The sequence below is a fragment of the Enterococcus sp. 22-H-5-01 genome, assembly GCF_050310005.1.
GTDB classification, from domain to species: Bacteria; Bacillota; Bacilli; order Lactobacillales; family Enterococcaceae; genus Enterococcus_A; species Enterococcus_A hailinensis.
On sequence record NZ_CP189993.1, the window covers coordinates 1,101,980 to 1,115,366 of the forward strand.

The following is a 13,387-nucleotide window of genomic DNA, read 5'->3' on the forward strand; positions in this document are numbered from 1 at the left end:
AAGCAAGTCTTAAACTATTTATTTTTTTAACTTTCTGGAACATAACGTTCTTCTAGGCGGCTCATCCACCACCCCAAAGCTGCTCCTAATATACATAACACAGCACAACCAAGAAAGCCTAAAAGGCCGATACCACTATAATTTGTAGGAATAATCATGATGGTTGATGCAAAAACAATTCCTAAAATAAAATGGAACATTGGTGCATAAAAACGATTGAATACCCAGTCCATGACTTTCGATAAACTCAGTACAGTGATCAGCCCGCCAATGCCGATCGGAATAATAACGCTTAAATCAATCGTCTTAAATCCATCTGCCATTGCTTTATACATTCCCATATAAACTAAAAAGTTTGAGGGACTAAGTCCTGGAACGATCAAACCTAAACCAATTAATGCCCCTGCGATCATCCAAGTAAAGAAATTTTGCTCAACCGTACCAAATAAACTTGAGCCTTGCCACAAAAACCAAAAGCCCAGTACAAAACTGACTGCTAAGATAATCAGATCTTTTGTTGAACGGCCTTTTTTTCCGGCTTCTTTCCATAGCGCTGGAACTGTCCCAATAATGCAGCCAACAAAAAACCATAACATGATTGTTTCAAATTGGCCGAGTAAAAAACTAACTGCAAAAGAAAGGACAAATACTCCCGCAATTCCGCCCAGACCTACAGGGATAAAAAAGCGGACATTTTCTTTAAAATTTTTGCTGATGTGGGCTAAAAACGAAATAATTCGTTCATAGATGCCAAACACGGCAGCTAAAGCGCCTCCACTAACACCCGGTAAAATAAATCCTGATCCGATGAACATGCCTTTGATGAAGCGTAAAAACCAATCGCTCTTGTTGGGCGGTATAACTTTTTCGTTTTCCATAAAAAATAAGTTCCTCTTCTTTCTTTTATTCCTTTATTAGTGTAACCATAAAAAGACCGCGGTGCAATAGTCATCCTGATACTATTCTCAAATAATCACATTTCTTTTAGCCAATCTAATAATATCTGCTTAATGTTATTTATTTTATACATCTAACTAGTTAAAGTTTGCTATAAACAGTTTCTAAATAAGAGCTTCTCTCTTCATCATTTAGTTGTTTCACATTGCCTAAATGATGCCAAGAAATATTTTTCAATCCGATATCCTCTAACGTCGTGGTCAGTTGATGTTTGTAACTACGCGTACAATGCTGATCTAGACTTTCTGTTGTTTGATCTGATGTTGTAAAAACAACAACTGAATCAATTGACAACAATGGTTGAATCCCGTTTCCACCATCAAAAAAAGCGAATTCATTCAACAGAACTTTATCAAGAAAGCCTTTTAAACTTGCTGGCGAACCATACCACCAAATCGGAAAAATCAATACAAGCTGTGTCGTATCACGTAACAAATTCATATAATGTAAAACCAACGAATCTAAAACTAACCCATGTTGATACCCTACTAACTCAGCTTCGCACATCACTGGATTAAATCCATCTTTATTTAAATCGATCACTTGGTAGATTTTTTGATCAGCCTCTAATCCTTCAATCAAATGGGCCAACACACCATGATTGAAACTTTCTTTCCAAGGATGATCGATAATCATTGTTGTAGTCATAATTAACTCCTTTTACCCTTTTCTTAAAAATAACATAGAAACATTTCATTTAGGTATCATTTTCATTTCAAACTAACGAATAAAAGAAAAGAACTATTCATTTTTCCACTAAAAAAGGACTGGATCATTATTAGATCCAGTCCATAATTCTTATTATTTACTTAAACGCTCTACATCACGAGCAATCATAACTTCTTCGTCTGTTGGGATCACATAAATTTTTACACGCGAATTTTCAGTTGATAATTCTACTTCATTTCCATGTGTTGCTTCGTTGATTGTTTCATCGATTTCGATACCAAACCAAGTCATTTTTTCTAATACTAAATGACGAACTGGATCTGCATTTTCACCCACACCAGCTGTAAAGACGATCGCATCGACGCCATTCATAACAGAAATATATTGAGCAATGTATTTACGGATACGATCGCAATAGATATCCAATGCTAAAATCGCATCTTCATTTCCATCGTCTGCTCCTTGCTCGATATCGCGTAGATCACTAGAGATACCGGTTAAACCATAAACCCCAGATTTTTTATTTAAGATATCGATCATTTCATGGATATCTTCAATTCCATCTTTTTCCATCAAATAAGGTAATAGAGACGGATCGATATCGCCAGAACGAGTGCCCATCGTCACACCAGCTAATGGTGTAAAGCCCATCGACGTGTCAATTGATTTCCCACCTTCAACAGCCGTGATTGAAACACCATTACCGATATGAGCAGTAATGATTTTTGTTTCTTCAATTGGTTTGCCTAACAAGATAGCCGCACGTTCTGAAACGTAACGATGACTTGTTCCATGAGCGCCGTATTTACGCGCAGAATAATTATCATAATATTCTTTAGGGATACTGTACATATAACTTGTTGCCGGCATTGTTGTGTGGAAGGATGTATCAAACACAGCAACACTCTTGATATTTGGTAAGATATGACGGAAAGCTTTGATTCCCATCGCATTGGCTGGGTTATGAAGTGGCGCAAATTCACTCAATTCTTCAATTTTTGCTAAAACATCATCATCGATCACAATTGAATCTTTAAAGTATTCACCACCGGCAACAACACGGTGGCCAACGCCTGTAATCTCATCAAATGAAGCAATGATTTTTAAATCGATCAATTGATCTAATAACATTTGAACAGCAACTTCATGATCTTCAATATCAAGAACTTGTTCAAATTTTTGTCCTTCTCCGTACTTAATGGTAAAGATAGAATCTTTAAGACCGATTCGTTCAACGATTCCTTTTGCTATAACTGATTCTTTAGGCATTTGGTAAAGCTGCCATTTCAGACTTGAACTACCTGCATTGATTGCGATTGTTTTTGACATTTTAACTCTCCTTTATAATTGAATTACTTTGCTCTCCAGAGCCGTTTACAAATTAGAAGACTTCCAGTCCTCAAATTTTTTGAAAAATTCTGTTACATTGGTTGGATTCTTAAGCGATGGTAAATGGACAAGCAAGACTTTTTCCGCTTGTTCCGCTGTTTCTCCTTTTTTCTGTAACAATAAAATACTTTTACGTGAATGTTCTGACTTGAATAATTCATCTGGTAATTGAATGATCCCTTGTAAAAAGACTTCATCCTTCAGCCATTTTTGCAATAGTGGCCCTTGTTCCGTTTCTAGGAAATTGCTTGGCACTAAAAATAGGCCAAAGCCATCCGGTTTTACATAATTCATTGCTTGTTCAATCAATAAATGATGGGCATAACTATGTTCCTTCTCGGAATGAGTCATAAATTTTTCAGCTTGTTGATCATTCGGGTAATAGCCGACAGGCAGGTCACTAACTACATAATCTACAGGATCAACTAACAAATCTTGCAAACTATCTTGGTGGAACAATTTCACTTCTTCTCCCACTAACAAACTATCCGCAGCTGCAATTGCTAAAAGGGTCTCGTCATTATCAACACCGATACCTTTTACAGAATAGTTGGCTGCTTGCAGATTGATGATCGTTGTCAATAAAAGATTACCCATTCCGACAGTCACGTCTAGAACGCTTATCGGTTGTTCTTTTTTCAAGGTCAATTGTTCAATCAAAAAGACAAATAAAAAGCCAATACTATCTGGCGTCAATTGATGATTTGGCTGTAAATTTTCTGACATTGATCCTTTTAATAAAATCAATTGTGTTAATTTACGCCATTCTTCCTTTTCTAACCCTAGGGCTAAAATCTCTTGATATAACGCTTCTACTTTTTCGACAGTAGCTGCATTGGGTTGTTGATCAATCACACGTACTTTCGCATTATCAACTAAGTTCTCCGTATTTTCGATGTAAGCGTCAAAAAATGAAGTTCCTAGTGATTGTTGCAATGTGATGATCGCTTTTTCCATCAAAGAAAAAGCTGTTTCTATTTTTTCCGGGTTCATCTTGCACCTCACATACTATATAACACTCACGATACCTGTTCTATTTTAGCGAACATATCCAAATTAATCAATCGCTTTCTTTTTTTATTTTTGATTTCCTAATTTAGAACAATCGTCTCTTTTTCAGCCATTTAAGCTAGGACTTATTATTTTCGAGCTATATTACTCTGAAGAAATAGATGTGCTAATTTTTTCATAAAAATGATATTTTTTCTTTTTAATTTTCACTGTTACTTTCACTTCATTTGCTTCTGTTTGATACGTGATTTCGCCTTTATTAAAAGACCAATCATCCTCTTTTTCTTTTAGATTTGGGTAATCAGCTAAGAAAAGTTCTTTAGCTATCCTAGCTTCATACAAATTTTTAGTGCGAACGACTAAATCAGTCGTTTGATGATACGCCGTAAGAACATTCAGTAATAATAGACTACATAAAAAAACAGCCAATAAAACGGAAATTAGAATTCCGCCTTGGCTATTCATAGATCCAAGTACCTGTTTTTTGTTTTTCATCGGTAAAAGTAACAATGAATTCCACTCCTTGATTTTTTTCCTGACAATCAAACCGTTTTACGTTTGTTAGTAAGGGTTGATAGCCATTTGATTGACGTTTGATTATCTTTTGCTTGGAACGCTGAATCGATAGCGGAGCCGTTTCATCTTCTATTAATTTTTTTCCAATAATCTCATGTTGTGTCGTGGCTTCATAATCAAAGTCCATTAACTCATTGTCTAATTGCAGTAGGAATACTTCCCATTCCAATTGATGGTAACCACTTAATGCCTGCTCAACTTTATCAACATGTCGGATCACTCCAGATAGTAATAGCAGAATGCCACTTAACATTAATAACGCGACTAAACTTTCTAATAAAGTGAAACCCCTAGTCTTTGACAATCAAAATCCCTCCTTCATCGTTAGTGGCGCTGCCTTTTTCAAAAGAGATCTTAATTTGACCGTTCATTGGCTTGACTGAATGTATCCGGCATCGGCGGGTTTCATTGTATAGTTCACGATAGGCACTCAAGCTTGCTAGTAGTTCCTGACTTCTATATACGAGCTTGCTTGTTGTATTGACATAAGTTATGACTACAAGCATAAGAATGACTAAACTAATCAGACTTTCTAATAAGATATATCCCCTATTTTCTTTCAAATCGACCATTTCCTAACTGAAACTGATAAATGACTTGGTTAGGCTGTTGCTCTTGTTCATTAAAAATAATCTTTGGGATACTTCCATTGCCGGGTTGGGTAGTTGAAATATTTCCTTTCCCGGCACTAAAAGAAATGGAATACCCACTCACTAATTTGATTGATTCAGGAACGTTTAATATCTTCCAAGGGAATTCTGTCTGCGTAGTAAAGAACACCAGCATTTGTTGTTCGTCTTGAAATAGACGGATCTGAGTATTTTGATGATCTGTGATCGCTACTTGTTGTAAATGCAAGATCGATTTTTCCAGCTGATAATAAAAATAGCGTTTCTCTAATTGCTGTTGCCACCTTTGCAAAGCTAGGGTTGGTAACAAAACAAAACTACAAACCAAAAATAAAACAATCAACGTTTCGATTAAAGTAAAACCGCTATTGTTTGCTCGCTTTGTAACGTTCATAAGCTTCATATTGCTCCTTTTTAACATACTGTAGATCAATTAATTCCTTTTCTGTAGGTACCTTTTTATGTTCTAATTCAAAAACATCCATTTGGGTTTCTACAACTTTAGCGATGGCTTCGTCACTTTTTTTAGTCGCACTATCTTTTTGCTTAGCCAGCTGCGGAACAAATAGTAAAAGTAGTAAACTAATGATAAAAAGGACAACTAACATCTCAAGTAAAGTAAAACCGGACACTTTCTTTTTCATAATATTCCCTCCATATTGGTCAAAGGCAACAGCATCGTGACATATAAGCTCATGATCAATAGGGCGACAATCAAAAAAACAAAAGGTTGTAACCAAGAACAAAGGAATTCCAAATGATTAAAGAAGCGGCGCCACACTAATTGGCTGTATGTCAATAATTCTTTCGCTAGATTCCCTCGCGCTTCGCCTTGAAAAATAATTCGACTGAACTCTCGCGTCAAAAAGGGATATCGTTTTAATTCTTCCGCTAATGTTCCGCCTTTAGACAAACGATTCTTCAGGTCATTCGCCATTTCTTGCATCAGAGATTTCCCTTCGATCACTAATAGGCATTCAATAATTTGGTGCAGTTCTAATCCCTGAGCAAATAATTTTCCCCACTCCAAAGCAAAATAGGCAGAATAATAATTGCTAAATAGATTTCCAACTATCGGAATTTTGGCTAAATAACAAAAGCGGATCAGATAGCTATGACGCTTTCCTAGAAAATGCCATATAAAGACGATAAATAATAAAAAGAAAATCAAGCCTAAACCAACTATTGGAATTTTCGTGATCAATTGAACAGAAAAATCATCGGCTTGGATCATGCCACTGGCCAATAATTGGGGCAATAAAAAGAACCGCATCCCTAATAAAATCACAATCAAGAAAAGTAATAATAGCAATGGGTATGAGATTGCTTTAATAAAATTTTCTCGCTGCTTCTGTACTAGCCGCATTTGTTGTGCGATCCCTAATAATGTTTGGGCAAGTTCACCATGAGAATCTGCTAGTTTTATTTGGAGGATCTGATCATTTGAATAAGATAAGTAAGCAAAGCTATCCGCCAATGGATGACCTTGATAGCATTCTTGTTGAATAGTAGTAACCAATGATTTAGAAAACAGATTGGCACTAAGAAAAAAATCAAATGCTTGCTGCAAACTAAATCCATTCTCTAGAAGATCCCCTAATAAATGTGCAAAATCAATCCGTTGTTTTCGGTTTAATTTATTTTTTTGCCACACGATCCATTCCTTCCTCCCAAGTAAATAGCAGTTTTTCCTGATAAAATCGGTAACTCATTAACAAGCCCAACACGCCATCGACGGAAAATAATTCTTGATAAATAACGCCGCGCAAACATTCGTTCAACAACGATGCCTCGCCACCTAGTTCAAAAATTCGAGCATGGGCTGATTCTAAACTAGCCGCGTGTAATGTAGCGTAAACACAATGTCCTGTTAAAGCCGCACGAATCGCTCCCTGGATTGTTTTAGAATCACGGATTTCCCCGATAATCAAAACATCCGGATGGTGGCGCAAAGATAATTTGATCAATTCTTCATAAGTTTGCTGTATTTTTTCATTGACTTGAAGTTGAAGAAAATGAGGTTCTTCAATTTCAACAGGATCTTCGATCGTAATTACTTGCCCATTATTTTTTCGAGCCAATTTGTACATTAATGTTGTTTTTCCAGAACCAACTGGTCCACAAAACAAATACAATCCTCGTTGTTTGCAGTTTTGCTCCATTACAGCCAATTGCTTCGGCAAATGATAAACTTCTGAACTCTGACCAAATTGATGCAAAAAACGAACGACTAAGCTTTCCTTATGCTGATAGTCTCCCACTGTCGAAAGTCGTAAACGTTGAGTTTTCTTAGGCAATGAATAGGTGATCGCACCTAATTGGACTTTCCTACGTTCACTAACATCCATTTGGCCTAAATATTTAAAACGATTGATCAATTGCAGAGCATCATCCGCAGCTAGTTGACCTTGGTTATCATCCAATTGACCATCGAACTGTTTATAGATATTTCCTCGCCGAAAAAAATAGTGATAGTTCTCATTTTTAGGAAGTAAATACATGTCTTGCATCTGATGATCACAACCAAATTGGATCAATTGATTTGAAAATTCTTCAATCTCCATCTTTTCACCTCGAAAACAATATACGTAAATTTAAAATAATTCATTAAAAAAAGAGATTGAAACAAAAGTAATGATACTTTTGTTTCAATCTCTTTAAGTAGAAAATTCTATTTTTTAGTTTTATCTTGGAAGCGTGCTTCGACTCGATAGATACGTTGACCTTTGTTTGAAAATTTTTCTTCATACTCTGTCATGATATTTCCTTCGAATGTGCTTTCATGTAAGTCTAACCATACTTGTTCTAATATCATACCGTATTTTGAAAAACTACTTAATGAATATTCAAACAGCCCTTGATTATCGGTCTTAAAATGAATCTCTCCCGCTGGACGTAAAATCGTTTCATCAACTGCCAAGAAACTCGGAGAAGTTAAGCGACGTTTTTCATGTTTTGTCTTAGGCCATGGGTCTGAGAAGTTCAAATAGATTTGATCAACTTCGCTATCTGCAAAATAATTCGTTAAATCAGAACCATCGACATGCAATAATTGTAAATTCGGCAACTCTAATTCAACTAATTTATCTAATGCTAATGAAAGCACACTGACTTGCATCTCGATTCCGATATAATTGATTTCAGGATGAGCTGCTGCCATTCCTGTAATGAATTGACCTTTCCCCATTCCGATTTCAATGTGAATTGGATGTTCATTACCAAAACGTTCTGACCAACGTCCTTTAAAGGCTTCCGGATCTTGTACTACATATTCAGGACGCGCAGCTAACATTTCAGCTGCACCTGGACGATTTCTTACGCGCATATTTTTCCTCCAAAAATTTTTATTATTATTTTTATGTATTTGTTTTCAACTTATAAAAGTAAGAAAAAAAACTAACAAAAAGCTGAACAGAACGTTCAGCTTCCAGCGAAGATTCTTTTCAATTGTACAATTGATTGATTCATATGATGGAACTCTTTACGTTTATATTGACGAGAGATCTCTAACAATAAGCTCATCAGTCCATACCAGTAAATCCGTTCCATATTTTCATCGGTTGGCCGAATACCATAACGCACCAACCATTTGCTCCAACTTGATAAAGGAACATAATTTCCTAAAATCGTTCCGATATCTAGAGCAGGATCAGCAAACATGACCGAATCCCAATCGACTAAATAAAGATAGTTGGAACAAACCAACCAATTGCGATGATTCACATCGCCATGAACCACAGTATAATTTTTCTTAGCATACGTGGGAATATTTTTTTTCAAATAATTATAGACTAATTCAATAAAACCATTTTGTTCGATCATCGTAGGCAAATTGGCTTCATAATTGGCTAAAAGTTGTTGCGGCGTTACTTGGCGACCGCCCATTCTTTTCAACATCGTCTGCAAAGAAGGTGAATGATGCAAATGATACAAAACATCCACGACATCATTTCGTCGAGCGATTTCTTCTGGCTCTAAGATTCGGCCATCGAGCCACTCTTGTGCAGTTAACGTATCACCATTTCCAGTCCGCTTGATCCACACAAGTTTTGGTGCGATCCCTTCACGAGACAAAGCAGCCAACATCGGGGTGGTATTTCGTTTGATGAAAACGCGATCTTCATCACGATAACCGATATAGGTTTTTCCCGTATCACCCTTGATCGGTTGCACGCGCCAGTCACTATCCAACTGAAATTCCATTCCCAAGGCCCTCCCCTAGCATTTTAAACGTATTTCCTATTTTAGTCGGGGAAGGTCGCTTCGTCAAGAGCATGTATGTTCTTATTAGATTATTTTTCATTAAGATGCGACTGGACAGTTAATTGAATCGCTTCAATATAGGCGTTAAATAATTTTTTTGTCAACTTTCCAGGCATTCCGTCACCAATTTTTTGACTATCGATTTCTACAATCGGCATGATCTCTGCCACAGAACTGGTCTTAAAACATTCATCTGCAGCTAATAATACATCTTTTGTAAATGGTTCTTCGCATACTTCGATCCCGAATGTTTTAGCGATCTCGCGGATTTTTATTTTGGCTATGCCTGGCAATACAAGATTTCCATCAGGATGAGTGTACAATGTATCATTTTTTACCATCCATAAATTAGAAGCTGAAGCTTCTGTCACGATACCATCACGGACTAAAACAGCTTCCTCATACCCATTTTGTTTCGCTTCATCTAAGGCGAGCAAATTACCTAATAAACTGATCGATTTGATATCACAATGCAGCCAGCGTTTATCTTCAACGAAACCCGCACGAATACCAATATTTTGTTTGGCCGCTGGGCGAGAAACTGCTTGGACATCTGCTATCAGTACTGGTGTGACTGCTTTTGAATCAGGAAAATCATGCAAACGCGGTTTGGCAACTCCTCGTGTCACTTGAAAATAGATTCGCGCATTATCTAAGCCGACTTCTCTAACTAATCGATGCAAACGTTGACTTAATTCAACACGTGTAAAAGGCAGTGTCATCCGAATTTTTTCCGCGCTGACCCATAAACGATCCAAATGTTCGTTTTCCATATACAAACAGCCATCATAGATGCGAATCACTTCATAAATCCCATCACCAAATTGATAGCCGCGGTCTTCAAAATCAATCGCAACTTCTGAATCTTCGATTATTTGATCATTCCATAATACTTTCATCTATTAATCCTCCATTTTTTTTATACGTTTTGGGAGATATAGCCAGCTGAATAAACCAATCTCAACCAAGAGTACCACGAATAGAAGCAAACTTTGTTCAATCGATACTTGAACGAAACTGCACAATGTAAAAATAAATGCAGCTGCGAATAATAAAATCCCCATTAATTTTTGTAAAGCTGCGCGTTTATATTTTGCTGCTACCGGATAAAGTTGTGTCGCGCCGATATAATCAAATTGACCATATAATGGGATCATTTGGAATCCGATCAAGTAAATAAACAACAGGGCGACCCCAACAATAAAACGAAAATCATTCAACGAAACCAATAATACACCGCCAACAATTAATAAACGGAAAAATAAACTACCAAATTCTGCGCCGCGCAGAGCACCTCTTGCAAACAAATATAGATATGTATTTTCTTGTTTGAATGTGATGCGGGCTAAAAGTCCGTCGAGATATTTACGGCGGCGTACTTTCGATTCGATTTCTGGCACATCAGTAAACAAATTGATAAATTGATAAATGCGATGCAAACGAGCATTTTCTCGTTCGATCATCTTGCTCCAATCAAGCAAACGCCCCTTTTCTTTGGTCAACACATAGAAAATAACGGCACTTGCCAACCCTAAAATCGTTCCAAAAATTGCTCCTAAATATAGACTGATAAAAATGACCCCGCCGCTGAGTAAAAACCAGCCAAACATTAATTGAAGCGTTGAAGTTTTTGTATTTTGGTAACATGCCAGACGCTGGATACATAAATTAGCGAATTTCAAACTCCAAAGCATTGCTAAATAAATAAAAAAAGTTGAAAAGCCCACTTGATTAGTTAAAACGACTAAAGGTAATAAGGCTCCGCAAACTAGAAGTTCAATAAAAAAGGGAATCCCGATCGAATGACGCAATCCCTGAGAGAGATAGCTTCCCATTTCTTTTTCTTTCGGCAATAAGAACGTCATATCTGCTGGTTCGACCAAAGTAGCCAAACGTCCAAACGGTAAGATCGCCCACCAAATGACTCCGACGATTGGGAGCCCCCAGATAAAATCAACCGGTAATGCTTTCAACAAATTTGAATAATAAAAAGCCAGACCGCCTACTAAAAATAGACATACCAAAACAAAATGATCATTGAAAACATAACGCATATACTTCATCATTTTCTTTTGGTGACGTTGGCGTCGCAAGCGAAAAAAATCAAGCATGTTCTTTCTCCTTTGTTAAAGCAATATAGATTTCATCTAATGACGAGCCTGGCAAATCGAATTCTTGTTGTAATTCTGCTAATGTCCCCTGGGCTCGGACTTCACCTTCGTGCAAAACAACAAAACGATCACAATATTTTTCTGCTGTCGCCAAGATGTGTGTCGACATCAAAATAGCTGCGCCTTGTTCTTTCATCGTTACCATCAATTCTAGTAACGCATTGATCGCTAATGGATCTAACCCTAAGAAAGGTTCATCAATAATATAAAGACTTGGTTGGATCAAAAATGCACACAAAACCATAACTTTTTGTTTCATTCCTTTAGAAAAATTGACCGGAAACCATTCCAAACGATTTTCTAAACGAAATGTTTTTAATAATGATTCTGCACGCTTCATCGCTTCATCTTTTGGAATGCCGTAAGCCATCGCGGTTACTTCGATATGCTCACGCAATGTCAATTCTTCATATAATGAGGGTGTTTCTGGAATATACCCAATTTTTTTGCGGTAATTTTCTGGATCTTGTTGCAAGGTCACTCCATCGACCGTGATCGTTCCCTTTTGAGGCGTTAATAAGCCAATAATATTTTTTATCGTGGTTGATTTTCCGGCTCCATTCAAACCAATCAAACCGATCATTTCATTATTTTCGACAGTAAAGTTGATATCTTTTAAAACAGGCAAATGGCCATAACCGCCTGTAACATGCTGAATTTGTAAGCTCATCTTTTCCCCTCCGTTTTCTTAGTTAATATTATAGCAGAATCTTCAATTATTTTAATCTTCTACTGACCTTTTCGACGCACAAGTCTTGGAAGTTATGGTAAAGTTAAAGAAGAAATTTTGGTCGCAAAGGATGTTGTATCCTACGGCGATATAAAAAAATAACCCTCGATCTAAGAAAGGATGTTTAGCATGGAAGACTGCATTTTTTGCAAGATTATCAACCAAGAAATCCCTAGTTACAAAATTTATGAGGATGAAAAAGTATATGCCTTTTTAGATATCTCTCAAACAACAAAAGGACATACACTTGTTGTCCCTAAAACACATGTGACCGATATTTTTGAATACGACGAAGAGCTGGCCGCTGATGTTTTTGCACGTATCCCTAAAATTGCTCGCGCATTAGAAAAAGCTTTTCCTGAAATGGATGGATTGAACATCTTAAACAATAATAAAGAGTTGGCTTATCAATCGGTCTTCCACTCACATGTTCATCTAGTTCCGCGTTACGATAAAAAAGATGATTTTTCGATCCACTTTGGCAATCATGCAGAACAATATACTGCTGAAGAAATGCAAACGATCACGGATAAAATCAAAGAGCAGGTGAAATAAATGGGCTTTTTCAAAGGAATTTTAGTTGGTGCCGGTATTGGAACCTTGAGCGGCCTGTTATTAGCTCCGCGCAAAGGTGAAGATACCCGTGACAAATTAATCAGCAATACACGAGAATTGGTTGAGTTAACCGATGCTTTGAATGATAATCTGACAGATTTTCGTCGATCATTAGTCACATTGAAAGGAACCTTTGATACTTTAGTTCCTGCTTTCAAATCTGGTGTTGAAAAAGATGTTGAAGATTTTCGCTTTCAAGCCGAACCACGGATTCAACAAATCCAAGAACAATTAGAAAAAATCAATCAAACCCTTCCCCAAATGGAAGAACATACAACAATCAAAAATGGTCGTTTTTCTTTGAATCGTCCAAATGATCCAAAATAATTTTATTTAGTTCTGCTTAAGGAATTGTGCCTTTAGTGTGAATTTTCTCG

The 13,387-nt window shown here is 36.8% G+C and carries 18 protein-coding genes; 2 read left to right on the forward strand and 16 right to left on the reverse strand.

From position 1 onward, the window contains the following. Nucleotides 1-26: 26 nt before the first annotated feature. From ACQKTA_RS05645 to ACQKTA_RS05720, 16 genes are all read right to left on the reverse strand, one after another. A complete protein-coding gene (locus tag ACQKTA_RS05645; RefSeq protein ID WP_427813066.1) occupies nucleotides 27-878 on the reverse strand; it encodes a DUF368 domain-containing protein in 852 nt (283 codons plus the stop codon). A gap of 160 nt (nucleotides 879-1,038) precedes the next feature. Next, on the reverse strand, nucleotides 1,039-1,605 hold the full coding sequence (locus ACQKTA_RS05650; protein ID WP_427813067.1) for an NAD(P)H-dependent oxidoreductase: 567 nt from the start codon (nucleotides 1,603-1,605) through the stop codon (nucleotides 1,039-1,041). A 153-nt stretch (nucleotides 1,606-1,758) separates the two neighbouring features. Next, complete coding sequence (locus tag ACQKTA_RS05655) at nucleotides 1,759-2,955, reverse strand: acetate kinase (protein WP_332580856.1); 1,197 nt, start codon at nucleotides 2,953-2,955, stop codon at nucleotides 1,759-1,761. Between the two features lie 45 nt (nucleotides 2,956-3,000). Next, nucleotides 3,001-4,008, reverse strand: a complete 1,008-nt coding sequence (locus tag ACQKTA_RS05660) for a class I SAM-dependent methyltransferase (protein ID WP_427813068.1) — start codon at nucleotides 4,006-4,008, stop codon at nucleotides 3,001-3,003. A 162-nt stretch (nucleotides 4,009-4,170) separates the two neighbouring features. Beyond that, the gene (gene comGG / locus ACQKTA_RS05665; protein WP_427813069.1) at nucleotides 4,171-4,521 is read right to left on the reverse strand and encodes a competence type IV pilus minor pilin ComGG; all 351 of its coding nucleotides are present in this window, start codon (nucleotides 4,519-4,521) and stop codon (nucleotides 4,171-4,173) included. Beyond that, nucleotides 4,484-4,906 carry a competence type IV pilus minor pilin ComGF gene (gene comGF, locus ACQKTA_RS05670; RefSeq protein WP_427813070.1) on the reverse strand — a complete coding sequence of 141 codons (423 nt, stop codon included), beginning with the start codon at nucleotides 4,904-4,906 and terminating at the stop codon, nucleotides 4,484-4,486. The genes comGG and comGF overlap by 38 nt, the downstream gene beginning before the upstream one ends. Continuing rightward, nucleotides 4,893-5,174: a competence type IV pilus minor pilin ComGE gene (gene comGE / locus ACQKTA_RS05675; protein ID WP_427813071.1), complete on the reverse strand. Its 282-nt coding sequence runs from the start codon at nucleotides 5,172-5,174 to the stop codon at nucleotides 4,893-4,895. Before comGE ends, comGF begins: the two co-directional genes overlap by 14 nt. Next, complete coding sequence (gene comGD / locus ACQKTA_RS05680; RefSeq protein WP_427813072.1) at nucleotides 5,152-5,625, reverse strand: competence type IV pilus minor pilin ComGD; 474 nt, start codon at nucleotides 5,623-5,625, stop codon at nucleotides 5,152-5,154. The genes comGE and comGD overlap by 23 nt, the downstream gene beginning before the upstream one ends. Then, nucleotides 5,597-5,875 carry a competence type IV pilus major pilin ComGC gene (comGC, locus tag ACQKTA_RS05685; RefSeq protein WP_427813073.1) on the reverse strand — a complete coding sequence of 93 codons (279 nt, stop codon included), beginning with the start codon at nucleotides 5,873-5,875 and terminating at the stop codon, nucleotides 5,597-5,599. The genes comGD and comGC overlap by 29 nt, the downstream gene beginning before the upstream one ends. After that, a complete protein-coding gene (gene comGB / locus ACQKTA_RS05690; protein WP_427813074.1) occupies nucleotides 5,872-6,885 on the reverse strand; it encodes a competence type IV pilus assembly protein ComGB in 1,014 nt (337 codons plus the stop codon). Before comGB ends, comGC begins: the two co-directional genes overlap by 4 nt. After that, nucleotides 6,869-7,795 carry a competence type IV pilus ATPase ComGA gene (gene comGA, locus ACQKTA_RS05695; protein ID WP_427813075.1) on the reverse strand — a complete coding sequence of 309 codons (927 nt, stop codon included), beginning with the start codon at nucleotides 7,793-7,795 and terminating at the stop codon, nucleotides 6,869-6,871. Before comGA ends, comGB begins: the two co-directional genes overlap by 17 nt. A gap of 107 nt (nucleotides 7,796-7,902) precedes the next feature. Then, nucleotides 7,903-8,556 (reverse strand): tRNA (guanosine(46)-N7)-methyltransferase TrmB, encoded by a 654-nt coding sequence (gene trmB / locus ACQKTA_RS05700; protein WP_332580864.1) that lies wholly within the window; start codon nucleotides 8,554-8,556, stop codon nucleotides 7,903-7,905. 95 nt (nucleotides 8,557-8,651) lie between these two features. Beyond that, a complete protein-coding gene (locus ACQKTA_RS05705) occupies nucleotides 8,652-9,434 on the reverse strand; it encodes a phosphotransferase family protein (protein WP_332580865.1) in 783 nt (260 codons plus the stop codon). An 89-nt stretch (nucleotides 9,435-9,523) separates the two neighbouring features. After that, a complete protein-coding gene (gene dat, locus ACQKTA_RS05710; protein WP_427813076.1) occupies nucleotides 9,524-10,393 on the reverse strand; it encodes a D-amino-acid transaminase in 870 nt (289 codons plus the stop codon). A gap of 3 nt (nucleotides 10,394-10,396) precedes the next feature. Continuing rightward, nucleotides 10,397-11,605: an ABC transporter permease gene (locus ACQKTA_RS05715; RefSeq protein WP_427813077.1), complete on the reverse strand. Its 1,209-nt coding sequence runs from the start codon at nucleotides 11,603-11,605 to the stop codon at nucleotides 10,397-10,399. Continuing rightward, complete coding sequence (locus ACQKTA_RS05720; protein WP_427813078.1) at nucleotides 11,598-12,335, reverse strand: ABC transporter ATP-binding protein; 738 nt, start codon at nucleotides 12,333-12,335, stop codon at nucleotides 11,598-11,600. Before ACQKTA_RS05720 ends, ACQKTA_RS05715 begins: the two co-directional genes overlap by 8 nt. Before the next feature lie 189 nt (nucleotides 12,336-12,524). Here ACQKTA_RS05720 and ACQKTA_RS05725 point away from each other — a divergent pair, with 189 nt between their 5' ends. Continuing rightward, nucleotides 12,525-12,950, forward strand: coding sequence for an HIT family protein (locus tag ACQKTA_RS05725; protein WP_427813079.1), 426 nt, complete (start codon nucleotides 12,525-12,527; stop codon nucleotides 12,948-12,950). Next, nucleotides 12,951-13,337, forward strand: coding sequence for a YtxH domain-containing protein (locus ACQKTA_RS05730; protein WP_427813080.1), 387 nt, complete (start codon nucleotides 12,951-12,953; stop codon nucleotides 13,335-13,337). Nucleotides 13,338-13,387 lie beyond the last annotated feature (50 nt).

Bases quoted from the DNA above. Each gene is read 5' to 3' on its own strand.
- ACQKTA_RS05645 (WP_427813066.1), bottom strand. From the start codon at position 878: ATGGAAAACGAAAAAGTTATACCGCCCAACAAGAGCGATTGGTTTTTA.
- ACQKTA_RS05650 (WP_427813067.1), bottom strand. From the start codon at position 1,605: ATGACTACAACAATGATTATCGATCATCCTTGGAAAGAAAGTTTCAAT.
- ACQKTA_RS05655 (WP_332580856.1), bottom strand. From the start codon at position 2,955: ATGTCAAAAACAATCGCAATCAATGCAGGTAGTTCAAGTCTGAAATGG.
- ACQKTA_RS05660 (WP_427813068.1), bottom strand. From the start codon at position 4,008: ATGAACCCGGAAAAAATAGAAACAGCTTTTTCTTTGATGGAAAAAGCG.
- comGG (WP_427813069.1), bottom strand. From the start codon at position 4,521: ATGAAAAACAAAAAACAGGTACTTGGATCTATGAATAGCCAAGGCGGA.
- comGE (WP_427813071.1), bottom strand. From the start codon at position 5,174: ATGGTCGATTTGAAAGAAAATAGGGGATATATCTTATTAGAAAGTCTG.
- comGD (WP_427813072.1), bottom strand. From the start codon at position 5,625: ATGAACGTTACAAAGCGAGCAAACAATAGCGGTTTTACTTTAATCGAA.
- comGC (WP_427813073.1), bottom strand. From the start codon at position 5,875: ATGAAAAAGAAAGTGTCCGGTTTTACTTTACTTGAGATGTTAGTTGTC.
- comGA (WP_427813075.1), bottom strand. From the start codon at position 7,795: ATGGAGATTGAAGAATTTTCAAATCAATTGATCCAATTTGGTTGTGAT.
- trmB (WP_332580864.1), bottom strand. From the start codon at position 8,556: ATGCGCGTAAGAAATCGTCCAGGTGCAGCTGAAATGTTAGCTGCGCGT.
- ACQKTA_RS05705 (WP_332580865.1), bottom strand. From the start codon at position 9,434: ATGGAATTTCAGTTGGATAGTGACTGGCGCGTGCAACCGATCAAGGGT.
- dat (WP_427813076.1), bottom strand. From the start codon at position 10,393: ATGAAAGTATTATGGAATGATCAAATAATCGAAGATTCAGAAGTTGCG.
- ACQKTA_RS05715 (WP_427813077.1), bottom strand. From the start codon at position 11,605: ATGCTTGATTTTTTTCGCTTGCGACGCCAACGTCACCAAAAGAAAATG.
- ACQKTA_RS05720 (WP_427813078.1), bottom strand. From the start codon at position 12,335: ATGAGCTTACAAATTCAGCATGTTACAGGCGGTTATGGCCATTTGCCT.
- ACQKTA_RS05725 (WP_427813079.1), top strand. From the start codon at position 12,525: ATGGAAGACTGCATTTTTTGCAAGATTATCAACCAAGAAATCCCTAGT.
- ACQKTA_RS05730 (WP_427813080.1), top strand. From the start codon at position 12,951: ATGGGCTTTTTCAAAGGAATTTTAGTTGGTGCCGGTATTGGAACCTTG.